Origin of the sequence: Pseudalkalibacillus sp. A8 (genome assembly GCF_045920555.1) — a bacterium.
In the GTDB taxonomy this organism is placed as follows: domain Bacteria; phylum Bacillota; class Bacilli; order Bacillales; family Fictibacillaceae; genus Pseudalkalibacillus.
The window spans coordinates 3,218,042-3,244,685 of sequence record NZ_CP174509.1; the positions used below are offsets into that span (position 1 = coordinate 3,218,042).

23 protein-coding genes and 2 pseudogenes are annotated in these 26,644 nt (G+C 39.3%); 12 read left to right on the forward strand and 13 right to left on the reverse strand.

Going from position 1 to position 26,644, the window contains the following annotated elements:
• Positions 1-144: 144 nt before the first annotated feature.
• Both ACJROX_RS16600 and ACJROX_RS16605 read left to right on the forward strand, forming a co-directional pair.
• On the forward strand, positions 145-258 hold the full coding sequence (locus tag ACJROX_RS16600) for a TlpA family protein disulfide reductase (protein WP_408006325.1): 114 nt from the start codon (positions 145-147) through the stop codon (positions 256-258).
• A gap of 360 nt (positions 259-618) precedes the next feature.
• On the forward strand, positions 619-891 hold the full coding sequence (locus tag ACJROX_RS16605) for a hypothetical protein (protein ID WP_408006326.1): 273 nt from the start codon (positions 619-621) through the stop codon (positions 889-891).
• Positions 892-998: 107 nt separating this feature from the next.
• Here ACJROX_RS16605 and ACJROX_RS16610 read toward each other — a convergent pair whose 3' ends face one another.
• The 4 genes from ACJROX_RS16610 to ACJROX_RS16625 form a co-directional block, all read right to left on the reverse strand.
• A complete protein-coding gene (locus ACJROX_RS16610; protein ID WP_408006327.1) occupies positions 999-1,157 on the reverse strand; it encodes a YjcZ family sporulation protein in 159 nt (52 codons plus the stop codon).
• 164 nt (positions 1,158-1,321) lie between these two features.
• Positions 1,322-3,085, reverse strand: a complete 1,764-nt coding sequence (locus ACJROX_RS16615; RefSeq protein WP_408006328.1) for a Rieske (2Fe-2S) protein — start codon at positions 3,083-3,085, stop codon at positions 1,322-1,324.
• Between the two features lie 123 nt (positions 3,086-3,208).
• Positions 3,209-3,673 carry a CBO0543 family protein gene (locus ACJROX_RS16620; RefSeq protein ID WP_408006329.1) on the reverse strand — a complete coding sequence of 155 codons (465 nt, stop codon included), beginning with the start codon at positions 3,671-3,673 and terminating at the stop codon, positions 3,209-3,211.
• Complete coding sequence (locus ACJROX_RS16625; protein ID WP_408006330.1) at positions 3,597-4,763, reverse strand: DUF2515 family protein; 1,167 nt, start codon at positions 4,761-4,763, stop codon at positions 3,597-3,599. The genes ACJROX_RS16620 and ACJROX_RS16625 overlap by 77 nt, the downstream gene beginning before the upstream one ends.
• A gap of 65 nt (positions 4,764-4,828) precedes the next feature.
• Here ACJROX_RS16625 and shc point away from each other — a divergent pair, with 65 nt between their 5' ends.
• Positions 4,829-6,736 (forward strand): squalene--hopene cyclase, encoded by a 1,908-nt coding sequence (gene shc / locus ACJROX_RS16630; RefSeq protein ID WP_408011687.1) that lies wholly within the window; start codon positions 4,829-4,831, stop codon positions 6,734-6,736.
• A gap of 242 nt (positions 6,737-6,978) precedes the next feature.
• Positions 6,979-7,371 (forward strand): hypothetical protein, encoded by a 393-nt coding sequence (locus tag ACJROX_RS16635; RefSeq protein WP_408006331.1) that lies wholly within the window; start codon positions 6,979-6,981, stop codon positions 7,369-7,371.
• Positions 7,372-7,749: 378 nt separating this feature from the next.
• Here the strand turns inward: ACJROX_RS16635 and ACJROX_RS16640 are convergent, their stop codons facing one another.
• From ACJROX_RS16640 to ACJROX_RS16650, 3 genes are all read right to left on the reverse strand, one after another.
• Complete coding sequence (locus tag ACJROX_RS16640; RefSeq protein WP_408006332.1) at positions 7,750-8,616, reverse strand: metallophosphoesterase; 867 nt, start codon at positions 8,614-8,616, stop codon at positions 7,750-7,752.
• A gap of 128 nt (positions 8,617-8,744) precedes the next feature.
• Positions 8,745-10,181 (reverse strand): cardiolipin synthase, encoded by a 1,437-nt coding sequence (gene cls, locus ACJROX_RS16645; RefSeq protein WP_408006333.1) that lies wholly within the window; start codon positions 10,179-10,181, stop codon positions 8,745-8,747.
• A gap of 151 nt (positions 10,182-10,332) precedes the next feature.
• Positions 10,333-10,965 carry a lysophospholipid acyltransferase family protein gene (locus ACJROX_RS16650; protein WP_408006334.1) on the reverse strand — a complete coding sequence of 211 codons (633 nt, stop codon included), beginning with the start codon at positions 10,963-10,965 and terminating at the stop codon, positions 10,333-10,335.
• Between the two features lie 593 nt (positions 10,966-11,558).
• On the opposite strand from ACJROX_RS16650, the gene ACJROX_RS16655 reads away from it, so the two are divergent.
• Both ACJROX_RS16655 and ACJROX_RS16660 read left to right on the forward strand, forming a co-directional pair.
• Positions 11,559-12,293: an SDR family oxidoreductase gene (locus ACJROX_RS16655; RefSeq protein WP_408006335.1), complete on the forward strand. Its 735-nt coding sequence runs from the start codon at positions 11,559-11,561 to the stop codon at positions 12,291-12,293.
• Positions 12,294-12,550: 257 nt separating this feature from the next.
• Positions 12,551-12,945, forward strand: a pseudogene (locus ACJROX_RS16660) (RidA family protein).
• Positions 12,946-14,380: 1,435 nt separating this feature from the next.
• Here the strand turns inward: ACJROX_RS16660 and ACJROX_RS16665 are convergent.
• A complete protein-coding gene (locus tag ACJROX_RS16665) occupies positions 14,381-15,841 on the reverse strand; it encodes a NarK family nitrate/nitrite MFS transporter (protein ID WP_408006336.1) in 1,461 nt (486 codons plus the stop codon).
• A gap of 354 nt (positions 15,842-16,195) precedes the next feature.
• Here ACJROX_RS16665 and ACJROX_RS16670 point away from each other — a divergent pair.
• A pseudogene (locus tag ACJROX_RS16670) lies at positions 16,196-16,595 on the forward strand (MFS transporter).
• A gap of 571 nt (positions 16,596-17,166) precedes the next feature.
• On the opposite strand, the gene ACJROX_RS16675 reads toward ACJROX_RS16670, so the two are convergent.
• The 3 genes from ACJROX_RS16675 to ACJROX_RS16685 are packed head-to-tail and all read right to left on the reverse strand — an operon-like array spanning position 17,167 to position 18,276.
• Positions 17,167-17,535 carry a DoxX family protein gene (locus tag ACJROX_RS16675; RefSeq protein WP_408006337.1) on the reverse strand — a complete coding sequence of 123 codons (369 nt, stop codon included), beginning with the start codon at positions 17,533-17,535 and terminating at the stop codon, positions 17,167-17,169.
• Positions 17,532-17,969 carry an SRPBCC family protein gene (locus tag ACJROX_RS16680; RefSeq protein ID WP_408006338.1) on the reverse strand — a complete coding sequence of 146 codons (438 nt, stop codon included), beginning with the start codon at positions 17,967-17,969 and terminating at the stop codon, positions 17,532-17,534. Before ACJROX_RS16680 ends, ACJROX_RS16675 begins: the two co-directional genes overlap by 4 nt.
• Entirely contained in the window at positions 17,959-18,276 is a 318-nt protein-coding gene (locus ACJROX_RS16685) for an ArsR/SmtB family transcription factor (RefSeq protein ID WP_408011688.1), read from the reverse strand. Before ACJROX_RS16685 ends, ACJROX_RS16680 begins: the two co-directional genes overlap by 11 nt.
• A 257-nt stretch (positions 18,277-18,533) precedes the next feature.
• Between ACJROX_RS16685 and ACJROX_RS16690 the strand changes: the two genes are divergently transcribed.
• The 3 genes from ACJROX_RS16690 to ACJROX_RS16700 all read left to right on the forward strand — a co-directional run bounded on the left by ACJROX_RS16690 (position 18,534) and on the right by ACJROX_RS16700 (position 20,649).
• Positions 18,534-18,878: a hypothetical protein gene (locus tag ACJROX_RS16690; protein WP_408006339.1), complete on the forward strand. Its 345-nt coding sequence runs from the start codon at positions 18,534-18,536 to the stop codon at positions 18,876-18,878.
• 241 nt (positions 18,879-19,119) lie between these two features.
• Positions 19,120-19,347, forward strand: a complete 228-nt coding sequence (locus ACJROX_RS16695) for a hypothetical protein (RefSeq protein ID WP_408006340.1) — start codon at positions 19,120-19,122, stop codon at positions 19,345-19,347.
• Positions 19,348-19,521: 174 nt separating this feature from the next.
• Positions 19,522-20,649 (forward strand): IS110 family transposase, encoded by a 1,128-nt coding sequence (locus ACJROX_RS16700; RefSeq protein WP_408006341.1) that lies wholly within the window; start codon positions 19,522-19,524, stop codon positions 20,647-20,649.
• A gap of 564 nt (positions 20,650-21,213) precedes the next feature.
• Here the strand turns inward: ACJROX_RS16700 and blaI are convergent.
• Together blaI and ACJROX_RS16710 are read right to left on the reverse strand one after the other, a co-directional pair.
• A complete protein-coding gene (gene blaI / locus ACJROX_RS16705) occupies positions 21,214-21,594 on the reverse strand; it encodes a penicillinase repressor BlaI (RefSeq protein ID WP_408006342.1) in 381 nt (126 codons plus the stop codon).
• A gap of 35 nt (positions 21,595-21,629) precedes the next feature.
• Positions 21,630-23,414 (reverse strand): BlaR1 family beta-lactam sensor/signal transducer, encoded by a 1,785-nt coding sequence (locus ACJROX_RS16710; protein WP_408006343.1) that lies wholly within the window; start codon positions 23,412-23,414, stop codon positions 21,630-21,632.
• Between the two features lie 213 nt (positions 23,415-23,627).
• On the opposite strand from ACJROX_RS16710, the gene ACJROX_RS16715 reads away from it, so the two are divergent.
• A complete protein-coding gene (locus ACJROX_RS16715) occupies positions 23,628-25,640 on the forward strand; it encodes a penicillin-binding transpeptidase domain-containing protein (RefSeq protein ID WP_408006344.1) in 2,013 nt (670 codons plus the stop codon).
• 64 nt (positions 25,641-25,704) lie between these two features.
• Positions 25,705-26,619, forward strand: a complete 915-nt coding sequence (gene bla / locus ACJROX_RS16720; protein ID WP_408006345.1) for a class A beta-lactamase — start codon at positions 25,705-25,707, stop codon at positions 26,617-26,619.
• Positions 26,620-26,644: the final 25 nt, after the last annotated feature.

Here is a 26,644-nt window from a genome sequence, read left to right on the forward strand (position 1 = left end):
CCTTTTTTAATTCATAACCTGTCTTATTTTACAGGTTCGAGGATGAATAGTTGATATTACTTTCAGTATATGTTTCAATTTCCATAAAGATTTTAATTTTTTATAATTTTAAAAATAATTATATGAAATTAAAGGAGTGATCAGATGTTACTGGAAAAAATGCCATCGGTTACACTTACAGCCATGGATGGACAAGCCTATTCAACTCAACAATTACACGGTAAAAAGGCTTTGATTTTCATGTGGGCGTCCTGGTGAAGATGTAGGGAACATCTGCCTGGATGGCAGGACTTTTATGAAAAATATAAAACCGAAAACTTCGAGATATTATCGGTAGCGGTTGATCTGCAAGGACCAGAGGTAGTAAAACCTTATGTTGGTAGTACAACTTTCCGGACAGTAGTCGATACAGAAAATGCCCTTTCGGATCTGTTTGGTTTTAAAATTGTTCCAAATGGAATTTTCGTAGATGAAGAAGGTACGATCCGTCTTGTAAAACAAGGTTTCAAAGTCGGGGAAGAAGAACATGTCCAAGCTATTGAAAAACTGATAAACGGCGAAGTTGAGAAAGTAGAACTAGAGGACACTTACTATGAACCGAAATCTGCTCAGCAACAGATGGAAATAGAGCTGGCGAAAACGAAGTTCAAATTGGGCATGGAATATTTAAATAGCGATAAACAAGATGAAGCCCTTAAGGAATTGGATGATGCCATCCGTTTAGATCCTGATAACTTTTTGATTCGCAAACAACGCTGGTATATCCGGTATCCCGAGAAATTCAAAGAACCGATTGATATCGAATGGCAACAAGCTCAGTTAAAAAAAGAGCGAGAAGAGGAAGCGGATTGCGGTCCCGAAGGTTGTGAAATACCGGGGACGAATCATTAATAGCATGGAGCTCTCGAATGGGAGCTTTTTTTTCATGTTCCATAACAACAGAAAGAATGAAAAGAGGACCTCTGGAAACGAAGCCCTCTGGAAAAATATCTTAAATTTTAGTAGCCATATCCTCCGTCGCAGCATCCGCCATAGCCGCCGCCGTAACCGTCATAACCACCATAACCGCATGCTGTTGCTCCGATGATCACCAACAAGATGAATAAAACGACAATCAATGCAAAAATGCGTCCATGGCCAAAACCTTTACCACTCATATTCTCATCCTCCTAAAGTTAATCGACACAATAGCAATATATGTGGACGAAAAATGATGGTCTACAAATTTGGACGAAAAACCTTAAAAATAGGCATTTGTATACTTGTCTCTTAAACATACACCCAATTGGAGCAGGAACAGCCTGCATGCTCGTTCGTCAAATTAATCTTCCTCAAAAAGTTTTTCACCTTTATGAAGTCTCATCGCAATGCGGGCTGTGTGTGGCATTTCCCGAGCCGTTGGAGCATGCCCCGCTAAATACCGGGTAATCGCAATGATCAGCGTTTCCTGTGCTCGCTCCGATAGAGGCGAGTCTTCGTCTGCCCAGTAATCATGTTCAACGATACCAGCTTCATACATCTGAAATGAATGGAATTCGGCATCTTCTCTTAACAATGCATGGCCCAACGTATTATAGAGGGGTCCTTTTTCACCGCCACGGGCCAAATAAGTCATCACCCAACGTGCACTTTCTGTTACCTGTTGCTGCTTATTCATGAGATCCAGCAATTCTGAAGGATCCTGTGGTTCGGTGATTCCTTCAACAGGTTGTGGTTTTCTAGCTGATGGCATATTCAAAAACCGATCGAGATAGACGCTCATCGCGCCGTGGAAAACAGCCCTTGTCAATTCAACCGTTGTAGAACGTGTTAAACTTTGGTGAACCGCATGGGCATGAGTGAATGTATGAAGGACAGTGATCCAATCACTGAAATCATTCTGTGTGTGAAATCTCGTAATCCTTTCGGCAGCCGCCAAAGCGACTAACTGTGAAAGTCGAACCGGAGAGACTCCTGACTCTAATGCATCCAGCATCATTTCGACCGTTTCGATTGGCTGATCAGACAACAATTGTTCGACCATTGCTTCTTCATCAAACTTTTGTACATTCATCGATTTTTTTAAGCCAATGATATGTGGCAGCTTTTCAAAAGCTTCGTTTAATGGAGTAACTAAGTTTACGGGTGATTGCCAGCTGTGAGATTCCTCACTTCGCGAAACATCCGATATCCCCGGCAGTAATGAGGTAAGGACAAAAGGACGATAATCATCACCGACATGTTCGAGTACTTCAAAGGCCTTATTATGAAAATCAACGGTATGACCAGTATTGATATAAAAATGATCAGTAACTGCGGTCATCATCATATCAGCTAATTGATCCTCTGACCAACCCGATTCGATCGCAGTAAGCAAAACTCTTTCAGCACCTTGTGAATCACGGACTTCTACACAATGACGGTACCATGTGGTCAACGTATCGACAGATTGTGTTTCCATTTCATCGGTTCCAGGAAGGGAGCCTAGTAAAAATCGCGTTCCCATACCTGAACTTTCCCTGGCAACATGTACAAGGCCCTGATACAAAGCAAGAATCTGTCCGGTTTTATCAAGTTTGGGCAAGATATTTGTCATTGCTGTTAAAATTGTGAGTCCTGATCGCCAGCCACTTTGTCGATGTTTCGTCCCGAACTCCACCCCGATTTTGGCAATTTCACCTGGTTCTATTCCTGCATCGACCAATCCTACGACCGCTTTTGCGATTACCAGGCTTAAGCTTTGCTCAAGGCCTTCCCTGAGCCGCAGCTGTAATTTTTCCACGGTGACTTTATGATGTGGCACGGTCTTTACCCATACTTCACCATCTCTAACTTCTACAGGATAGGTAGGTACATCATCCGCCCAAGGATCTAACGTCCCACCGCTTTTTACATCGAATCGTGCATGGTGCCAGTGACAAGTTAGAATTCCGTCACAGAGGCTGCCCATATGTAAGGGAAAACCCATATGAGGGCACCGGTTATCTACTGCGTGAAGCTCTCCTTCATGGAAAAACACAGCAATACCATTGTTCCCATCTTTTACGATTTTCGCGCCATCCTTTTTCAACTTTTCAAGTGGACCAACAAGGATCGATTCTGCCATGAATACACTCTCCTTTTAAATTCGATACCTCTCATCTACTACTTTAAATTAATTATTAATAAGTGAAATCCTTCATAAGTTGAAAGTTTTCTCATTCGAAAGTCTGAGATTCAAATGGACGTTTCAAGAGATTTTTCGCACTGACCACTTGAACAATAACCAAAGCATCATAAAGAAGAGCATATATCCGAAAAAGGAAAATACATGAGACCAGTGAGCGCTATGTTCGAGCAAACCTACTTTTTCGCCGACCATTTCACCAACCATCATGATGAAAGAGATGACAACTATAAAAACGATTCGTGATTGTTTTTCCAATACAGTTAAAGCGAATAGGACAAAAGAGGTCAATACCGGTATCCCGATCAGTGTAAAACGGATATCGATCGGGAATAGCTGAGGAAAAGGGCGTTGGGGAAACGAATAAAAGCCAAGTCCTGAAAAAAGCAATTCCAGATAGGTACATGACAACGTGCCGGCTAATACTACAACAAAATAGGGGATTATATTTTTATTCTCTCCTGAGAAAGATTGCCTTCTTTGTGAAAATCGTAAAAGCGAGTTTTTCAAGCGATTTACAATAGGCATGCTGAATCTCTCCATCCACTTTTTCTGGAATATTGATCAGGTGATCGATCGCATTGGTATCTTTGAACCAATCTGCTCGCGAGGGTTTTGTATGGTTGATATCTCCCCAGGCGTATTGAAATGCAGGGCTGTACAAATGGCTTGCTCCCGATTTAAGACTGCATCCTTTAACCTGTGGATTGTAAAGTCGTCCAGGAATCGTTTGTTTCACATTTTTGAAGAGGTGGGGCCAATAATCACTTCTTGATCCAGTGTGGGCTTTATTTTTTGCCCATTGAAGAAAATGCGTGTATTTCACTGAATCGGAAAACAGTAATGTGTACATTCGTTTTCCTAAGTCTATTCTTTCGTGAAGAGAAGTAAAATGGTGCAGTGTTTGTCCCATCAATTTTGTCTTATCATTCCGAGCAAAGGGGAAGAGAATGTGATTCAGGCTTAATACATCCTGTAGGCTGAATTCGATCGTATTGAGAACTTTAGTATATTGTTCATCTTTCATCAATTTTTCTTTTAAATAGCTTTGCTCATTGATAATCATTGAAATAGCTAACAAGCGACGATCATCAGCTCGCCAGAAAAATTTCCAAATCGTCTCCATGAAGAGTGAAACCGAGAGGCAAGGCAGGAGATGAAATAAAGGTCGCTGAAGCTGTCGGCTTTTTTCATAAAGAAGCAGCTGCGGAAAAACATCCTGGAAAATCAACCAGTTTCCTCGTTCTAAAAAAAGAAAGAAAGCCTTCTGCTCTTTCTCCGTCAGAAGTCTGGGAAGGAACTCACCCTTCAAATCGGTCATGTTCCATCCACCATTACGGGAGACCATATGTCCTAAAAAAGCCCAATGAATTTCTGGATTCCGCAAATAAAAGTCGAGGTAAGCCTTGGTTCTAGTGATATTGTTTAAGTTCCAATCTCTTGTTCTCGTTTTGATACCTTCTATGATCCTCATATCATCTTTTGATATTTTTGAAATTGAAAGGTCTTGTGAAGATGGCTGATTAGATATGTTATCTTCAAGTTCTTCTTTCAGAAGCAGTAAATACCCAGGAGTCTTTTCATGAAGCGAATTTTTCTTGCTGAATTTGAAATTCATGACCCGCTCCTCTCGTATGAATTCGAATCGAATTAACCGAATATGTATGGTTGTATGGGAGGTTGATGAATTTGAAAGATGGTATCGAGCGCGAAATGAATCGAATCATTTCAATCTTGTTAAGGGACCAAGCTCATGACGGTTCATGGAATTATGCATTCGAAACAGGAATTGCAACAGATACGTATATGATCATATTATTACGGTCATTTGAAATAAATGATGAAAGGTTGATCCAAGCACTGGTCCGACGTATCATTAATAACCAGGACCAAAACGGCGGGTGGAAGTTATTTCACGATGCAGAAGGAGGAGACTTATCTTCTACGATACAAGCTTATTACGCGTTAATGTATTCAGGATATCTCCATAAATATGACCCGCGTATAGTAGCGGCGAAAAACTTTATCATTGAAAAAGGGGGGATTGAGAGGGCAGAGACCTTCACCAAAACCCTTTTAGCGATAACGGGTCAATATTCATGGAAATCACTAATTCCTTTACCGATCGAAATCATGTTGTTCCCACAGAGTACCCCGCTTAACTTCTTTGACTTCTCTGTTTTCGGGAGAGCTAATATAGCACCCCTGCTCATTCTTTCACATTTTAAATATGAACTAACAACCTCTCGTACTCCTGATCTCTCTGACTTATATGTCAATCACAGGACGGATCGATCCGTTAAAAGAAATGAAGACTGGCGTGATTTGCTTAACTCTATGAAGGATCAGCTTCAAAAACTAACCGCCAAACCAGCAGAGATAACAAAAAAGGCAGTGAATGCCGCTAAGCAATATATACTCCAACGGATTGAGCCTGATGGCACTCTTCTAAGCTATTTCAGTTCGACCTTCTTAATGATTTTTGCATTGAAGGCTCTCGGATATAAGTCGACTGGTCATTTGATCAGTAATGCTATTGACGGATTAAAAAGTATGGCTATTCGGATTGACGACGATATTCATATGCAATATACAACTGCAAATGTGTGGAATACAGCACTTATTTCCCATGTACTGCAAGACGTAGGTGTACCCAGTTCAAATCCCGCCATACAGCGCACCAATCACTATTTGTTATCTCGACAGCATACCAAATTCGGAGATTGGGTATTGAGGAATCCAGATACTATGCCTGGTGGATGGGGATTTTCAAATATCAATACGATCAATCCGGATGTAGATGACTCCACTGCAAGCCTTCGATCGATCTGTAAGTGGGTCGAAGTTAAACACTCCTATCAACAAGCATGGATTCGAGGAATCAGATGGGTTTTATCTATGCAAAATGACGACGGTGGTTGGCCTGCTTTTGAACGCGGCGTCAACAAAAAATGGCTGGCTCTCGCTCCGATTCAAGGGGCTGAATATTTGTTACTAGATCCCTCCACATCGGATTTGACAGGGAGGACGCTAGAGTTCCTAGGTAATTACACTTCAATTAATAAAGATTCACCTATCATGAAAAAAGGTGTGACTTGGTTGAAAAACAACCAACGAGACGAAGGCTCATGGTATGGGCGATGGGGCATCTGCTATATCTATGGCACATGGGCCGCCTTGACTGGCATGGTTGCTGCCGGAGAAACAACGACCGAACCATCTGTTCAGAAGGCAGTTGAATGGCTTAATTCGATCCAGAATAAAGATGGGGGATGGGGTGAATCGTGCAGAAGCGACATTGAAAGAAAGTATATCCCGTTAGGTGAAAGTACCTTGACACAAACGGCATGGGCTTTGGATGCGTTGATTGCTGTTTCGAATAAAAGTACACCCGAAATTGATAGAGGAATTTTATATCTGATTAAAAATGGTGAAAAAGACGACTGGACGACCCGATATCCGAAAGGCCAAGGGATGGCAGGCGGTTTCTATATTCACTACCACAGCTACAGATATATTTGGCCATTGCACGCATTAAGCAATTATCGAAAAAAGTTTTCCGAAAATAACAGCCGTCAAACTCCTGACTAAAAAGAGCCTTCTATTTGTAACTGGGTCTGTTTTGGAGTTAACACAGGACAATTCACCTAAGTTAAAGAAATTATGATACATCTAACACTATAATTTGATACGTAAGTTCCTGAAGGGCTAAAATCTATCTTTAAATAACTGTAATTTTACTTGGTTGCTTATTCTGCCAAAGGGGCAATAGTCGAAGATCTTTGGCTGTTTTTCTTAACTAGAAGAATCAACTAAAAGGGGATGATGTCCTAATGAAATATGCTATTGAATTATTTTTTGATAAAAAAAATGAAAGGTACGTAAAGGGTATATGGGAAGGGTTGAAAGAAAAAGGAATTACAACGAATATGGCAGATATCGAAGAAATAAGACCACATATAACCTTAGCAGTTTACGATTCAGAATTACCAATTGACCAGTACATTCAGACATTTGAAAAGGCTACAATAATGATACCCTCATTTAAGGTCAAATTTCAAAGTCTTTCTATCTTTCCGCCATCTGGTAATTACCTTCTTGGTTTTAGTCTTTATATTACTTTTTATTATTCGTATCTTTACTCGCAAGCGTATATTGTCTTATTAAAAAAAGAAATATTAGCTTGTCTATTGTTGCGATTGTTTTTATTATATCTACACTTCTAATTGGTCTGATAAATAGTATAGGGAGAAACGCTGGAAACAACGAATTGGAACATTTAATTATTCATTTGGAAAAGTGATAGAACAGGGGCGAGAATCCCGACAAACTTCCGATATAGAAAAAGCCATAAAAATACTCATCATACGAAGGCGGATCGTCCAAATGTTTTTAATACTTGAAACGCTAGTGATTCATCATAAATGGCTTTCAACTCAAAAGAAAGACCTTATTTCGGGGCAATTGGGGAAAAAGAGTAATTTTTCGATTAATATATCGATATGATTTGTGTCATCCATTTTTATAGCCAAATGATACCGGGATATTTGAAAAGCTATTTTGCGGTATAGCAGAGCTTAGCTCCCTATACATCTAAAAAAGGATCAATCGTAAACGGCCAACAGAGCCTTTTCCTTTTCTATTTCGTATAGAGATAGTTGGTGAAGTGTGATTTCAGGGCGAGTTCCAATCCGTATGTTAACAGAGGTTTGTCCTAATCCTTCACTTATATAAAAAGGTTTGTCATCATAATACAGAAGGCCTTTGATCATATTCATTTGCATCATTGTCCGTGCGAGTTTCGCTAGATGATAAGGCTTAGGCCAGTGAATTTGTCCGCCATGGAAGTGGCCTGAAAGAAGATAGTCATATTGGTAGTCTTTCATAGTCAGAACAATGTTGGGATCATGCGTCAAGACCAAGTCATATCCTTCCTTCAGACTGGAAAATGATTTGTGCAGGTCGCTTTTTTTTGTGTGAAAATCATCAACACCGATAATATTAACTCGTTTTCCTTCGAAAAAAATGACCTCATGTTCGTTTTGGAGTATTTTGCAGCCATGATTCTCCAACACTTCCCGCAACATTTCAAGTTCATTCTGTTTCAAAACGTAATCGTGATTTCCGAATACGGCATATAATCCAAATGGTGCATTTAATCGCTGTAAGACTTTTAGATAAGGAATAAGTTTCGGAATCGTACTTTTTTTATCCAGGAAATCGCCTGTAATAGCAATTAAATCAATTTTTTCGCCGGCCACCTTATTGTAAAGTTGTTCGGGGGAAATGGAAATGCGTTCAATGTGCATATCTGATATCTGTAAAATATATAAAAGAGGGCCATGTTGATGATGAGAATCTGGAATAGGTAAATTGACTTTATTTAAAGTAACTTTTTGAGTATTTTTATACGCTTTATAGATAATGAGCAGAATGCTGATGAACAGTACCATCAAGAAAAGTACTTTCATTCTATTTCCTCCCTTTTCGACGTTAGTATCGAGGAACCGAAAGTGGATTATTAGAGGTAATTAATGGGATTTATTGAATGGAGATTGGTTTTCTGTCATGGCATTTTGGAAGGCAGCCTCCGTCAGCTTTATAAGATAGGCGATAATAACCTGGATATCGATTCTTTGAAACGGACCAATAGTGGACTTTGTTGATACTCTTCAAGAGTCAGTATCCTTGACACTTTTATGTCCTTTTTAAATGTTGTTGCCATTTCTTGAGCAATTCCTTCATCATATAGAAAGGCATTCACCTCAAAATCCAATTTGAAGCTTCTAACATCAATATTCGCTGTTCCGACAGATGCTATTTCTTCATCTATAACAATGGTTTTGGCATGGATGAAACCATTATCGTAAATATAAACTGTCGCCCCGCTCTTAAGCAGCTCACCAATATAAGAAAGGGTTGCCCAATATACAAATATATGATCTGGTTTATTTGGGATCATGATTTTGACCTCGACTCCGGTTGAACATGCAATTTGAAGGGCATCCAATAGACTCGAATCGGGGATAAAATAAGGTGTTTGGATGAGAATCGATTTTTTTGCTGATAAGATCATTTTGATGTACCCGTATTTTATGTGTTCTAATTTAGAGTCAGGTCCACTTGTAACAATTTGCATGCCGACATTCCCTTGGGAAATATCTTCTAGAAAGTGATTTGGATCATAGGTAATCTGTTGGTAATGGGATGTATGATTCCAATCGAGAATAAAACGGGTCTGAATCGCATGGACGGCTGTCCCCTGTATCCTTAAATGCGTGTCCCGCCAATAACTGAATTTTGGATGTAACCCTAAATATTCATTGCCAATGTTAAATCCGCCTACATATCCGATTTTTCCATCAATAATGACTAGCTTACGATGATTCCGATAATTCAGTCGGAAATTGAAAACGTGAAATTTGGAAGGAAAAAAGACTTCCGCTTCACCACCAGATGAATGAAATTCTTTGAAAAATCGTTTGGTCAATCCCCGCGAACCTATTTCATCATATAAAACACGTACTTTAATTCCTTCTTTTGCTTTCTTCGTTAGAACTTCCATGAGTTTTTTGCCGAGCTGGTCATTTTTAATCATATAGTACTCGAGATGAATATGGTCCTTTGCCCCTTCCATATCTTCAAATAACCTGTTAAACTTCGCATGCCCATCCGTAAACAATTCAACCGAATTATCTTCAGTCAGGACAGCATCATTGTTCATTAAATTCATATATATCAATTCTCTGCTGTTTCTTGTAGATCGATTGCGAAATTGGAATTGGCGGGAATTGAGCTGGGCCATTTGGGTTCTCAACATTTTTTTGCATTCGCCCTCCCAATGAAAGAGCTGATAACGGCTGAGGTTTTGTCCTAAAAGAAGATACAAGACAAAACCGAGTGGAGGTATAAAAAATAGAACCAACAACCAGGCCCATGTGGAACTAGGATCTCGTTTTTCACGAAAAATAATAAGAATCGAAAAAACACTATTCAATACAATAACCAGCCCAAACAATAGGGAAGTAATTTGCATAATGATATCCTCTCGAAAAAGTTATGGGTACTTTATAAAATAACGAAAAGATTGTTTTGATGGAATATTTTCCTAGAATGTTTAGTTTATTGTTCCACCTTTTCTAGTTGATATCGTTTCCAATTAATAGGATTATGGGCTAGGTGACAACTTAAGGGTTTTTAACATAACTCGAAGGTACGTTTACTGTATTTTCGACTGGATGCATTGAATTACGTTTTCCAAGCTCTCTAATTCGATCCATAATAGTGGTAGAAAGGAAAGAGTAATCTGAATCATCGAAAGAGGTAACCGGTATTTGTGATCCAATCACAATTTTGACTGGGGTTCTGAAACCTTTCTTTACCCCAATAATGGAAACAGGCAGAACCGGTGTTTTCGTGTGATACGCCAAAAAGGCAACCCCTTTTTTTGGCTGAACAATCTCCCTGTTTTTACATCTTTTTCCCTCTGGAAAAATTCCGAATACTTCTCCATTGTTAATTACTTCTAAAGCCTTCCGAACTGGCCTTATGACGACTCCGCTTTTTCGGTCAACAGGAATAGTGTGGACGCTTGTAAAAAACCAGTGTAATAAACGATTACGAAACAATTCGGCTTTAGCCAAAAAATAAATTTTTCTCTTTAAAAGACAACAAAGGAGAATGGGATCATAGTTACTAACATGATTTGCAGCAATAATGATTGTCTTATCCTCGGGTATATTTTCCCGTCCGATGATTTCGATTCGAAATTTCAACTGTATCCATAGTTTTGCGATAGGTTTTAGAACGTAATAAAGCATTGGGTTTCAACTCCACATTTCAATGATGATGATATTAATTGTTGGTTATTATTCCTCTTTGCTGTTGCCGCGTGGGCTGTTTGTCCAGTGATTTTACTCCCGAACGTGCAGATTCAATCTGTATTGTTAGAGTTGCTTATAAAAAATATGCGTTCGAAAAGAACTCTTTGTGCTTCTGTGTAATGAAATAATAGGTAGATAACTACAGCTCCTGGAAATGTATTAATGCATATTAACTATTTAGTAGCGAACAAGATTTCCTATATTTGACACTTGAAAATGATCTTCCTAGAGGATTCTTTGAGTAATAAGTTATAGCGTTTATTCATCTCATCTTCAACAAACGGGGGCTTTTCTTGAATATTCCTGATCAGAAATTATCAGAACGATCCTCCATTATCGGGGGCCATTCTTTTCTTTTTAAATCGGTCCATATTCTTAAATAAAAGAAGGTAAAATAGAAAAGGGTGGGTAGATATATTCTTAACGTCAAATTTTAGATTAGCGGAGGGTTAGTTGAAAAGAGAAATGGGTAACACTCATGATACAAATTAGTTAAATGAGGAAGTAAAAAAAGTGAGAGGATTTTATTAGTGCTTAAAAATAGAAAAGTAATAATAACGGGTGCGGCTTCTGGAATTGGAAAAGAAATTGTTAAACAATGTTTACTTGAAGGAGCTTCAGTAATTGCATGTGATATTAATGAATCCTCCTTACATGAGTTAAAACGGTCAACAGATGACCAGTATGTTCTGCATACATTTCAGTTAGATGTAAGTAAGTATGAAGAGGTTGCCAATTTTTTTATATATGTTGAAACAGAACATTCTGATGTAGATAGTTTAGTAAATAATGCAGGGATTTATTTGGCAAAGAATATACTTGATTATCAAGTAGTCGAAATTAATAAAGTCCTTGATATAAACGTTAAGGGATGTGTTTATTTCTCACAAATGTTCGGGAGGAAATTACTCCAAAACCAACGTAAGGGAGTGGTCGTGAATATGTCTTCAGTGTCAGGTATAGAAGGCAGTTCAGATGCAATTTATGGGATATCAAAAGCTGCCATACTAGGTTTAACTAAGAGTAATGCAATGAATTTTTCACCTTATATCCGAGTTAATGCTGTTGCGCCTACGATGGTTAATACTGCGATGATGGGTACAATACCTGATTGGAGAAAAGAGGAGTATTTAAATCACCAACTCATCGATACACCTGTAATGCCTAAAGATGTTGCTGATACAGTTATCTTCTTATTATCAGATAAATCTAAGCATTACACAGGGGCAACATTTGATTTAAATAATGGAGGATATATAAGATAGACTTGTTTTTGTTCAACTGTACCAGCTATTATAAGCTAATTGTTAATTCAAGAATCGGGCGCTTTTCTGAAATAAGAAATGCGTCTTTCTTTATGAAAAGGGCCAGTTGTTGAACAACCCATTCAAATAAAATTGGATATCTATATTAAAGTTTAGAAGAGATTGCGAAGGTTTGTACTTAAACAAACGTGACAGGAATGTTGAACAAAAATTATAATAAAAATTAGTTATATATGAGAGAGAGAGGAGATTTTGAAATGAACGAAAGGACAAGGGTATTAACTGGTTCGCCTTGGGAGCCAGTTGTTGGTTATTGTAGGGCGATTCGTGTGGGGAAACGTGTTGAAGTTGCTGGGACTACTTCGATGAAGGATGGTGAAGTATTTGGGGTTGGTGATGCGTACCAACAAACGAAATACATTTTAAAAACCATAGAAGAATCACTTAGTAAAGTTGGAGCAAATTTAACTGATGTTGTTAGAACAAGAATGTTTGTAACTGATATTTCAAAGTGGGAAGATATTGGGAACGCCCATGGAGAGATTTTTTTAAAGATATTCAACCTGTTGCCACAATGGTAGAGGTTAAAGCACTTATTGACCCAAGACTATTAGTGGAGATAGAAGTAGAAGCTATTGTAAGTGGTGAATAACTGGAATTTTTTCATTTAACGGAGGCGTTAGTTGAAGATAATAAGCTTATTTTCGTCTGTGTTTCTACTTTTGTTACTCCATTAAAGGGCGCGCGCGACAAGTTCTGTTATAAGCGCATTACTGCGCGAAAATACAGGGAGTTTAACAGTTTAGACTTCAACTTTACAACGGAGGATGGGAATGATGGAGCCATGTTTCTTGAAACCATCCCGTCAATACTCCTGCATGCGTTATAACTGACAGGTTATAGGGTATGAAGCACAGGTAGATTCGGCAGAACGAAGGCTGAAGCCAGAAAGGTATGCCAACGGATATGCCGCACGGCTGAAAAACTAGATATGGTGAGAATGTTCTTTGAGAAAGGAACTGACGAACTTCCGAATGTACAGGTCTAGATTTAAAACATGGGGAAACTTATGTGTCATCCAACGATGACGTGAGTGGTGTGGAGTAAAAGTGCGCCCTCTGAAACACGCTATATCGAACAAAGGCGATATCCAGCTCACAGGCTTATAGGAAGCACCTAATTCTAGAATGGATAGCTACGTTGTAAGGGACTTGGAAAGCAAGGAACGTTGAAATAAAGGACTGTTATCCGAAACGGTTGCCATAAAGATCATACTGAAAGGCATTTATTCTTGTGAGGGTAGGGGTATGACCTAGGAATCTCCTGTAATGGGAGTGGAGGAACAGCCCCAAGTCTAGCGAAGTGGAATGATTATTTTCCAAGCGTTCATCGCACCGATCGGGTAGGAACGTGGGAACATTGCCTCCAGCAGGAGGGATGCCACAGTGCGAGCTTTTAGTAGGAATTATAAGATACTTCCTGTCTAAAGGTAACGAGGAACTTATAGTCTAGTACAATTCGTTAGATGGAGCGCCGGATGCTGGGAAACTAGCACGTCCATGGTGTGGAGCAGGGGAAAAGCTGGAGATAACTTCAAACGCTTACCTACTGCTAACAAGAGCTGAAGATCTTTATAATGATCTCCAACTTTCACTTCATTCAAGAACTGGGCAGCATTCCTGATAAAGTAATATCCGATTTGAGAAAAAAATAAGCCTCTTGGTAAGATTGTCTTTGAGCTGGCCAGCAAAAAGAACAATATACCAGGAGGCTACACAATGAATTATAACCAACGATCTCTGTTATCGGGCGGGTTCCCCAACAGGAAGATACGCTTTTTTTAATCAGGCTGATTTAACAGAATAATGGACACAATCGGGGGTAAAAGTAACATTTCAAGAAATAGTATAAACATTAATGAATACCATAACAAAAGGGAAGAATCATTCACAAATTTCACAAAAGCCTCTCTCCATATAGTCATGGAAGAGAGGGTTTTATGCACTCGCTATGGAGAAACGCTGTGTCCTTGTCTCAATGTGTAATAGTCAAGGGATCACCTCTACACAATGAAAAATAATTGTTTTTTAAGATACCACTCTTTCTGCATTTTTTTCTTCATCTTTTTCAAAGGTTTGTTCTACAATTGCCTCCATATCTGGCTCCTTCAAGAATAATGTGCACAAGAAGCAAACAATCGCAGAACACCCAATCGTAATAAAGAAAGCCTTAGGACTAACAAAACTAAAAATTGTTAAAAATATCGTTGCACCAATATTTCCGTATGCTCCTACCATTCCCGAAACCTGTCCTGTTATTCTCTTTTTAACGAGTGGCACCATAGCATAAACTGCACCTTCACCTGCTTGAACGAAGAATGAGCAGCACATTGTAATTACGACTGCAAGCCATATAGGCCAGGTAGAACCAATTTGTGCCATAGCGAAATATCCTAATGCCAAACCTAGCATTAAAATGGTTAACGTCTTCTTTCGACCGAATTTATCACTTAACCATCCACCACCTGGACGTGACATTAAGTTCATAAATGCGAAACTACTTGCAATTAAACCAGCTTGGGCAATGCTTAATGTGAATGTTTGTTCGAAAAATAATGGTAGCATTGAAACAACAGCCAGCTCAGAACCAAATGTACAAAAATAAGAGAAGTCTAAAATTGCTACCTGCTTAAACGAATACTTCTCTTTTTCTGGAATTCCATTTTTCAATGCTTCTTTGTTAACAACAAGAATTTTGTTAATATTTAGAATTAAAAGTCCGAGCAATGCCGCAAAAACGATATAAGCAACTCCATCACTAATGAAATTCAATTGCCATCCTAATCTATAAGTTAAAAACCCAAGGATACCGTAAACAGGTAACGTCATTATGATTAATCCGATCATATCTTTATAGCTGGTAACCTCTAATGCTCCACTTTTCTTAGGACGCATATATTCAATTCCTTCAGGCGTGTCCTTTACTATACGACTAAAGATAAACCCATATACAAGTGCGATAAGACCTGTTAAACCAATTGCATATCTCCAGCCATCTTCCCCACCAAATATGATTGCTAATGTCGGCAAGATCATCGCGGCAGCTGCTGATCCGAAGTTACCCCAACCTCCATAAATTCCTTCAGCGAAACCAACATGTTTAGGTGGGAACCATTCTGATACAAGACGAATCCCCACTACGAACCCGGCACCTATAATAGCAAGAAACATTCTTGAAATCATCAATTGGATAAATGAATTTGATAAGGCAAATGCAAAACAAGGAATACTTAAAATCATCAATAATCCAGAATACACTTTTCTTGGACCAAATTTGTCAACAAGCATTCCAATTAATACACGAGCCGGTATTGTTAAAGCAACGTTTGCTACAGCCAATATAGCTACCTCATCATTTGTGAGACCAAAAGTACTTTTCAAGGTTGACATTAATGGAGCCATGTTAAACCAAACGACAAAAGTAATGAAAAAAGCTAGCGTTGTTAACATTAGAATTTTTTTATTGCCCTTGTAATAGTTCGTTTCCATATTCTAACCACCTCTAATGAATTGATAATGTTATTTTTACATGAACAAAATATGTATTCATTAAACATGTTAGTTAATCTAACATCATAAAAGGAGGAAGATTAGTAAATAGAAATTCCAATATAAATGAAACGTTTACACTATAGAAATTGCTAGTTAGTGTACCAACAACATTTTTTGTCAGGAAACCCACACTGAGGAAATTTCTGTAAACGTTTGTTCTGTCTTTATATAAGGATTTTGAATTAGGGAGGGGTGACTTTGCTGCTGGTATTATACGGAATGTGTTAACGATGTTTTTAGTCTTTTTTTACTAATGTTATTGGAATACGTACAGCTTTTTTAGGGACAATTATCTTTTTCTCTCGGTTTCTTGAAGTAATTACAGACATTGGAATAGGGATTATTGTTTACCGAACAAAATCAAAGCATGTTAAAGCACGTCCTTGGATACTTTGGATGGCGATCCCTTATGCTATTTGTGGTTACCGTCCCCGATACTAGTTCGACAGTTCAGATCGTATATATTGTAATCACAAATAATCTATTAACATTAGCTTATACAGCGGTAAACATTCCTTATGGTGTAGGAAATTCATTAAAGACTCAGGATCAATATGGACGCTCTTTATTAAGCATCATTCGAATGGTGTTCGGAGTTGGTACAGTTGTACTCGTGGGATATATTATTCAACCTTTAGTAGAGGCTTTTGGTAGAGGACAAATAGGTTGGGTTTGGCAATGGCTTTTTTAGGTGCTATTGAAAATATCTTTTTATTCCGCTGCTTCCGAAATACACAAGAGCGTTTCAAACCTGAAATTTAAACATTAGATGCAACACCAGAAAGTACTGATTCAATAGTTGAACAAGTTAGTATTTTACTTGAAAGGATAAGAAGATTTTTAATTTCAAATATGGGTTTGCATAAATAGCTTCCAAAACAACTCGTTGATCAAGCTAGTTTTGGACAGGAGTCATTTTTTTTGGAAGTTTTCGAGTGGATAAAGGAAAAGGTATATTAACCTTTTAGTTTATTTTTTAACGTTGATTAGATAGAAATACAAATGAAATTTCGCTTATAATGCCATCTAATAAAGGTAATTACACAAAAGGGCACAATTCAAGAGTATTGGATTGCGCCCCTAGTTAATACGAAGGGACTTTAGTGGAATCAGAAGATATTCAGCTCCGGCAAAGATAAACGAAGCTTGTCATTCAAACTATTATTTTTGAATTGCACTTAAAAAAGCGGAACCCTTTACCTGGAGGATAAGTTGTTTTTTATGGGGTCAATCAAGAACCCGTATTCTTTTAATGACCTATTTTACGATAGTGGAAGCACGATGTCCTTTGCATTCATAATGAATAGTGTAAGGACTAATACAAGAAATACGAGTGCGGGCGCCGTTTTGCCGAATGGGTCTTTTACTCTGAAATGCGCTAGGCACGCCATCAGCATTGTAACGCCTAGCCAGATGCCAGCCAATACAACCGCCCCTTCAATCCAGTAGCCGATAACAAGTGCAGCTGCTCCGATTAACTGGACAATACCAGTGACGACTCGAAACCATTGAGGCAATTTTAGGTTTACGAAAATATCGGTCCAGTATTTGGCGCCTATAACTTTTACGATACCTGAGAATACAAAGTAAGCGGCCAACAAACTTTGAAGAATGATGGAGATGACGGTCAATGAGTTCCCCTCCTTAAATTTACATGATTCATTTTAAATCCTGCTAACACCTCATCGAGCTCTCTGCCCATTTTCACCCATCCGTATTTCGCCCCGTTGTATGATAGGCTCTCGCTTTGGAATCCAGTATGTTCAAGATGCAGATAGGTGTTATCGTCCACTTTTTTCAGTGTCCATGTAACCTTTGTGTTTTCACCGGCAGTAACCCAAGTGTAGGATAATTTGTATGGCTCCTCCACAATGAGTACTTCGGAGTCGACAATACCATTCCAATACTTGGTAGGCTCGGTACGAAACTGAAATTTATAGCCGACGATCGGTTTAAAATTGTTATCCATTACCCATTTCGCCAACATTGTTGAATCGGTTAACGCATGCCATACCTTTTCGATGGAAGTTGCAAATTGAAAGTCCAGTGAAATTTCAGTTTTCATTTTGATCCTCCTGCAATAATTGACGTAAAAGCTCTGCTCTTTCATTCCAGAATTTCGTGTAAAAAGATACCCAATCTTCGATTTCCTTGAGCGGCTCAGCATTCAGACGATAACGGGTTTCCCGTCCTACTTTTCGGTCTCTTACCAAATCAGCATCTTTCAGGATTGCCAAATGTTTAGAAACCGCTGTACGTCCCATTTGGAAATGCTCCGTTAACTCATGGAGGGGCAACTCTTCAGCTTCAGCTAATAATCGAAGCAGCTTACGCCGTGTTGAATCGGCCACGGCGCTATAAACATCTCTCATTTCGTTTTTCTTATTCAATTCCACCCTTCTCCTCATCTTCATCAATAATTGATTGGTTACCAATTGGTGTCTTATTTATGTTTTTATAATATGACACTATATGGTGTCCTGTCAAGTTATGTAAATTGTTTTTCCGATCCAAAAAAATAAACGTCAGCAAGAAGAAGGGCTGAGCGTTTAAAAAAATAAAAAATGTTACCTATGAAAGAGTATTTATAGATGCTAAAGAAAAGCAAGGTGTCCCTGGACCTGTTACCGTGGTCAGAAAGTTGGATGTAACAGCGCCATATGAAGTATTCGCTGCCGCGGGAATGTACTCCGGAGGGAGAATTACTGTGGAATTTGTATCCGCAGAAGGTAGGTGTTCTGTCCCGAGCGGTATGAATGAGCCCGCCCTCGAAGCACAAGCAACATTAGACCCGAATAGTTCCGTAATTATTTTGGTGCCTGGAGCTGCGGGTAAGCCGGCGGGAAATTCGGAAGATGCCATCCCGAATATATTAAGGCAAGCCAAGGAAACAGGCTTAACAAATATAATGAAACAAGCTTTTAGCAATAGGAAGTCACTGTGGGTACAGTATGTGGAGGTTCATTGCTGCTAGCTATGCAAGGTTTGTTGAATGATAGACATGCAGTTACCCATCATATAGGTATGGATGCGTTAGAAGCTACCGGCGCAATTCCGATTAATGCAAGAGTCGGTTGAAGATGGTCCTTGCTAAGTGAGCGAGGGAGGCGTGACTTCAGGACTTGACGTGTCCTTGTATTTGGTTGAGCGTGAATCAGGGTCCCAAAATCGCGAGCCGTAGAAAGGTTATTCGAGTACGAGCGAAGAGGTACGGTGTGGAAAGCGAAAGGCTTAGTACCGATCGATTTTACGACGAGTCAGTAAGGTCAGCAGAAGAACAAGAAGCTACTATTTCCATGAGTAATCCCGATAAGGGAGGAATCGAGGGCAATCGAAGGATGGCAAAAAAAGCAAGGGCTTTAGGAACATCTGAGTGTAACAGTCGGGCACTGTCGGTAGGTAAAAATGTTCAACAGATGATGATCTACTATATGCAATACTAGTAAGAAAATATTTATGTTCGCTCTTGTCCGGGGGATTAAACCCTTCATCTAGGGGACTTTAATCATAATGAACGAAACAGCTCCCATCGCTTAACGTAGGTTGCACTTGGTCATAATGTTACTACCTAAATAAATAACCAAGTGTAGAGCTACACACGAAAAGGAGCCGATATTATGAAGGATGTACAAAAATTTGTTGGTTTAGACGTATCTAAAGATACTATTGCTGTTGCGATTGCTGATTCTGGTCGTGGTGAACCTAGATTTCATGGAACTATTCAAAATAAACCAGAAGATATTCGTAAACTAATGAAAAAGTTAGGAAATCATGAAAATCTACTTGTTTGTTATGAGGCAGGACCTACTGGGTATGGAATTTATCGATTACTTCTATCTATGGACATTGAATGTATGGTTGTGGCACCCTCTCTTATACCAAAGCGTTCGGGTGATCGTGTGAAAACAGATAAAAGAGATTCTACTAGATTAGCTCAGTTGCTTCGTGCTGGAGAGCTTACTTCTGTATGGGTACCAGATGAAGATCATGAAGCACTTAGAGATTTAATCCGTGCTCGGCATGATGCCCGAGAGGATTTACAAAGTTCTCGTCAGAGACTTATGCACTTTTTACTTCGCCATGAAATACGTCCTCCGCAAGGAGTTCGAAATTGGTCCGTAAAACATCGTGAATGGTTGAAACGATTAACATTTGAAAGAGCTTCTCAACGTATTGTTTTTCAAGAATATCTCCATGCCATTTATGAAGTTGAGGAGCGTATGAAACGACTAGAAGCTCAAATACATGAAGAAGCGATTCAAAGTGAACATGCTCCCGTCATTCAAGCACTCCAAACATTAAGAGGAGTTGCAGAAGTAACTGCCGTTACTTTGGTAGCTGAAATTGGACAATTCTCTCGCTTTTCCAATCCAAGACAACTGATGTCATATGCAGGTCTCGTCCCTAAAGAATACTCGAGTGGGTCTAGTCGTTGGCAAGGTTCAATTACTAAAACCGGAAACTCCCAAATTCGTCGTTCCATAGTAGAAGTTTGTTGGTCTTATCGCCATCGACCATCTCTTAAAGGTGAATTGCTTAAACGTCAAGAAGGACAAGATCCAGAGGCAAAACGTATTGCTTGGAAGGCTCAACACCGTCTTCATATGAAATATCATCGCATCTCTGCTAAAGGAAAAGGTGGAAAAGTAGCTGTTGTTGCTGTCGCTAGAGAATTGCTTGGTTTTATCTGGGCTATCGGCTGTGCTATAGAGAATAAACAGGAAAGTAAATCAAGTGTTGCCTAAGGAAAGTAAAAGTAATTCAATATAAGTCGTAACTATTTGTCCTTAAATTTTATTGGTTAATTGAGATTGAAAATTTGGCTCGGAGGCAAATCTCCGGGAAGGAGAACCCTCATGTTCCATTATGCACTAGGTTCGAAGAACTGAACGTGCGCCTTTAGTCCGAGGCAGCTCCGTGACGGATGGAGTGAAATGTGGTACCCAACCCACGCATATCAGTTTGTATACCACCGTCAGCGTTTTTGCCTTCGTGCCAAGTTTTTAAGGTTATCCTTATTCAACTTTTAGGATTGTATCCATTTCGGATTTAGCTTATCAAGGGAAAGTGCGCACTTGACAAGCTAAATCCGAAAGGAAATTTGGTTTGTAAGTTGAACAAGGAATAACTCTATTCATTGCTGAATAAAACACCATTTAAAACATTTGTGTGTGGTGGGTTGACAGTTTCGTTCATATCAATGGAATAACCTGCTCGATAAAAAGGCGTACTCCGATAAGCATCGGTTACGCCTTTTCTCAATAGCAGCAATCTTTTAGATAATAGCCTGAATTTTGCTAGCCAAAACCTCATTTGCTAGGTTTTTCATCCAAAATGGAGCGTAATTCTTTAATGTCATCTTCTGACAAAGATTCCTCCTGTATGAACTGCACAAGCATCGACTTCACTGTGCCACCATAAATTCGATTGATAAAGGACTGTGCCTCTGCACGCTGACATTCATCCTGTGAATAATAAGGGAAAAAGGTATAGACTTTCTGATTTTTATTTACCCCGACCACCTTTTTTTTGGTCAGACGATCCAACAATGTGCGTACGGTTTTTGGTTTCCAGTCTTTTTGCTCCTGCAAGGAGGAAATGACTTCATTGGCTGTTAAAGGAGCCTTATTCCAAAGTACGTTCATGACTTCCCATTCAGCTTCTGATATACTTGGTACTTCTTTTGACATAATTCATCCTCCTTTTGCTTTATTTATACGGTTATCTAATAGATCGCTTTATCGTTCAAGATAGATTTCGTGATCATTGCCGCCTTGCTTCCATAAGAATCATTTTCACTTTGTATATTCGTTGCAAAGAAATAAGTGGTTTCGTTGGTCTCTACAAATCCGATGAACCAGCCGTTGATATTTTTCCCATTGACACTTCCTGAACCGGTTTTTCCGAAGAGGGTTGCATCACCTTTTTCCTCTAATTTCATCGCCTCTTTAACGGTTCGAACATTATGATCCTTATAGCCAGGTTCATTTGTATAAAACGCTTTGAGGAGTTGCACCTGTTCGATTGGAGAAATCTTTAAGGAAGATTCCAACCAATATTCGGATAGTCCGCCAGAAAGATTGGAATTTCCATAGCCGATTTGTTTGAAATAAGCATGGAGTTTCTCTCTGCCGACTTTCTGATCCAGTCCTTGGAAATACCAGTTCACTGAATTTTTTAACGCTGTAGATAAGTTTTGATCCATATTCCAAGATTCATAAGGATATTGCTTACCATTCCATTTCATTGTTGAACGTTCACTTGTTATAACGTTCGACTCCAGGGCAAACAGTGCACTATAGATCTTGTAGGTAGAATCGGGAGAAACACGTAATGTGCTTTTGTTTTCATTATAGATACGATATTGATCAGCTTGCAAATCATATAGTACAAAGGATCCTTCATATCCGTTAAAATACTTGTCCAGATGATCAAATTCGGTCCGATCACTTTCAAAATCGTACCGTTGATCGTCATGAGCCATGACAGAAATGACTGGAACCTGACCTGTAACCACTACACCTAAAAGTATGAAAATGACGACGCTTTTAAGTTTCAACAGCTTCGATTCAGTTGTAAAGGAGGCTATGATTTCGATTCGTCTTTTTATTTGCTCCTTGGAATCGTTCAGCTGGTTTGCTACCGTGGAACACTGTGACCGTGTGGATTTGTCAACAAACTTAAGAATCGTATGCCCATATGCTGTATGACGGTTCTTATTCAAAGCGTTCAAGACAGCAATGTCACAAGCGATTTCACGGTCCAGTTTCATTTCTTTGAAAGCAACCCAAACAAAAGGGTTGAACCAGTATAAAATTTGATAAAAGGCGATAAGGTAGTTCGTTACTATATCTTTATATTTATAATGATTCAATTCATGCAAAAAAATATATTCGATATCGTCCATGGACAACCATTCTTCAAACTGCTCTGGTAGCACAATATAGGTCTTAAAAAGACCGAAAGTAAGCGGTGATTTTATAAGCGGTGATTCCCCAACCACTATATCGCCCCTTATTTTTAAACGTTGCTTGCACTGTCCGAATAAGTCCATGACTTTTTTATTTTTTATGCAATTTGATGTGCTTTTTATCCTCTTCAGCATTAGCCATGAACGTACTGTCAGAACAGTCATTACAACTATTCCAATAATCCAAATGCTCGCTAAAATTTCATTTAGGAATGTCAAATCAAAACGGTTGACGGACACTGAAAAATCCTGCATCCAATTTCCTCTTTCCAACGCTGGATCTCCAGTAGAAGCAGCACTATAACCTTTTTCATTACCCTGATTGAACTCGAATGTAAAATAATTTCCCAACTCAAACCATTCATTCGGTATAAAAGGAAGCGTCAGTGCAATCAACAAAAGAAACCATAGATTATATTGCCATTTCGCTGATAATTGCTTCTTGAACCCTTTCCTGATCAGCAGGATGACTGCAACAGTAAAAGAAGACACGATCAAACTTACAACAAAATAAGTAAAGAACATAAAATTCGTCTCCATTTCTAAATCTTTAATTGCTATAAGTATAGTTTGTTTGCTTTTTCCTGTGAAGTCTATTGTCCAGTGAACAGTCTTTAGATCATTTTACCAATCTAAACATTGGTAGTTTGATGAACTTAATGAATTTTTCAAATCCTCGTTTGACAATGAAAGATTACATGTGTAAGATTGAATTACGTTTGTAATCTGACTAAATGTTAGGAGTTGGAAGGATTGAAATGGTATGGGAAAGTGTTAATCTTGATTGGTTTAGTTGTTGTTATTTCAGGATGTTCAAATAAAGCAACACCACAGGATATTCTTAATGAATATCTTTCTGACTGGGGAGAAATGGACTATAAAAAAATGTATGAGCACCTCTCACAAGGATCCAAAAGCCGAATTACTAAAAAAGAATTCGTAGAGCGCTATCAGAAAATTTACAAGGGAATCGAGATAGAGAATTTACAGGTAAACGGCTTATATGAGCAAAACGACGACGAGGAACCTGATGGGGATTCTGTGACATTCTCTTATACGATAAAAATGGAAACGATGGCCGGTCCTATCGATGCCACCCATCAGGTGACGTTGGTGAAAGACAAGAATGGGTCGAATCAAGAATGGGTCGTGGAATGGGATCCTTCCCTTATTTTCCCATCATTAGAAGAAGGAGAAAGAGTAGTAGCACAAACATTAAAAGCCTCCCGAGGAGAAATTTTCGACAAGAACGGAACAGGTCTCGCTATAAATGGCGTAGCTTACGTGGTCGGTATCATTCCAAGCGAGCTCGGGGATGATCCGGCGAATAGCAAAACAAGATTGGCAAAACTGTTGGATCTATCTGTCGAACAAATTGAGGGTAAGTTAAATGCGTCATGGGTCGAGTCTGATCTATTTGTTCCGATCGCAACGTTGACCATGAAAGAGAAGAACCTTGAACGCTATACCGAAATTCCTGGTGTTACATATCGGGAAAAAATCGTACGTACTTACCCGATGGGGGCTTCAGCGGCACAACTGACGGGATATGTGCGTGAAATCAGTGCTGAACAACTTGGTAAATTAAAGGATAAGGGGTATTCATCAGGGGACATGATCGGGAAAAAGGGGCTTGAACAGATTTTTGAAGAAAAGTTGAGGGGGAAGAACGGTGGCCATATTTTTATTGTGCGACCTGACGGAAGCTTTAAAGAAACGTTGGCAAAAACTGAACCTGTCAATGGAGAAGACATCATGCTGACCATTGACGCTGAACTTCAACAAAGGATATTCAATCAATTCAAGGGAGATTCCGGAACCGCAACAGCAATCCATCCAAAAACCGGGGCGATTTTATCTCTTGTCAGTTCACCTTCCTATGATCCAAATGCTTTCGTCCGGGGATTGACATCCGACCAATGGGACGAATGGAGCAATGATCCTGACAAACCGTTATTAAATCGATTCACGAATCGTTATGCACCAGGATCCGTGTTCAAGACGATCACCGCAGCCATCGGGCTGGAAAATGGTGTTACGGAACCGGACGATACCAGACAAATTGATGGTCTTCACTGGGCAAAGGACAATTCTTGGGGAAGCTACTATGTGACACGTGTATCTGATATAGAGTCGGTGAATCTACGTGATGCATTCGTTTATTCCGATAATATTTATTTTGCGCAAGAAGCCCTTGAGATTGGGAAAGATCGCTTTATTAAAGAAGCAGAGACATTCGGATTCGGTGAAGAACTTCCCATTCCGTATTTCATCAAGCCTTCTCAGCTTGCGAATGACGGAATCGATCATGAAATACATCTGGCAGATTCGGCTTATGGCCAGGGTGAAGTCATGATGAGTCCTCTTCATTTAGCGTTGATTTATACTCCATTTGCGAATGAAGGTGATATGGTATCTCCTCATCTCATGAAAGATGAAGAAAGCAAAGTATGGAAGGAGAACCTTATCAGCCCGGAAACTGCCAACTTGATTAAAGAAGATTTAATCCAGGTTGTCGAAGACCCGAAAGGTACTGCTCACAGTGCTTCTATCTCAGGAATGACTATTGCGGGCAAGTCTGGTACGGCCGAAATCAAGAAAAGCAAAGAGGACAAAACAGGGACGGAAAACGGATGGTTTGTCGGCTTCAACACAGGGGAGCCAAATCTTCTGCTGGTAATGATGATTGAAGATGTGAAACAGCGTGGCGGAAGCGGTTACGTGATTCCGAAAGCGAGAAACGTTTTTAAATCTTTACAAGAGTGATCGGGTGGATTTCAGTTGTATAGAGTTGCGGGGAACAAAAATTTCTGAAAGGATTTGATATATAATGAAATGCACGGTTACGCCTGTTAAGATAATTGTCCACTACTTTTTGATTCTCTTATGTATAACGCTTGTCGGTTGTTCACAGAATGACGAACATCCTGCTCATCCTGAACAAAAGATTCAAGAAAACCCATTGAAAGATGAACTTGCCAAACTTGAGGATGAATTCGATGCGAGGATTGGCGTATATGCTTTAGATACCGGGACAAACCGAACAGTCACGTATCGGGCAGATGGACGTTTTGCCTATGCATCTACTTTTAAAGCGTTAGCTGTAGGCGTACTGTTACAACAAAAATCCATAACCGACCTTGAACAGAGAATCCATTATAACCGTAATGATCTAGTCAATTATACACCAATTACAGAAAAGCATGTTGATACAGGAATGACGCTAAAAGAGCTTTGCGATGCGGCTATCAGATACAGTGACAATACTGCTGCAAACCTCATCCTTGAACAACTGGGGGGACCTGATGGGTTTGAAAAATCACTTAGGGATATGGGGGATGATGTGACCAATCCGGAACGATATGAACCAGAGCTTAATAATGTCGAACCTGGAGAAAAGCATGATACAAGTACACCAAGAGCGCTTGCTGCCGACCTTCAGGCTTTCACTATCGGAGATGCGCTCCCAGAAGAGAAGCGGACGATTTTAATCGATTGGCTTAAACGGAACACGACTGGAGACAACTTAATTCGTGCTGGCGTGCCCGAAGATTGGGAAGTTGGAGACAAAACCGGGGCAGCATCATATGGAACCAGAAACGACATTGCAATCATATGGCCGCCAGAAGGAAAGCCGATTATTCTTGCCATCCTATCCAGTCGCGATAAAAAAGATACGGAGTATAACGATAAGCTTATTGCACAGGCAACAAAAGAAGTAATCGCCGTCCTGAAAGCGGAATAATAAATAGAGCTTAACCAACCTAAGA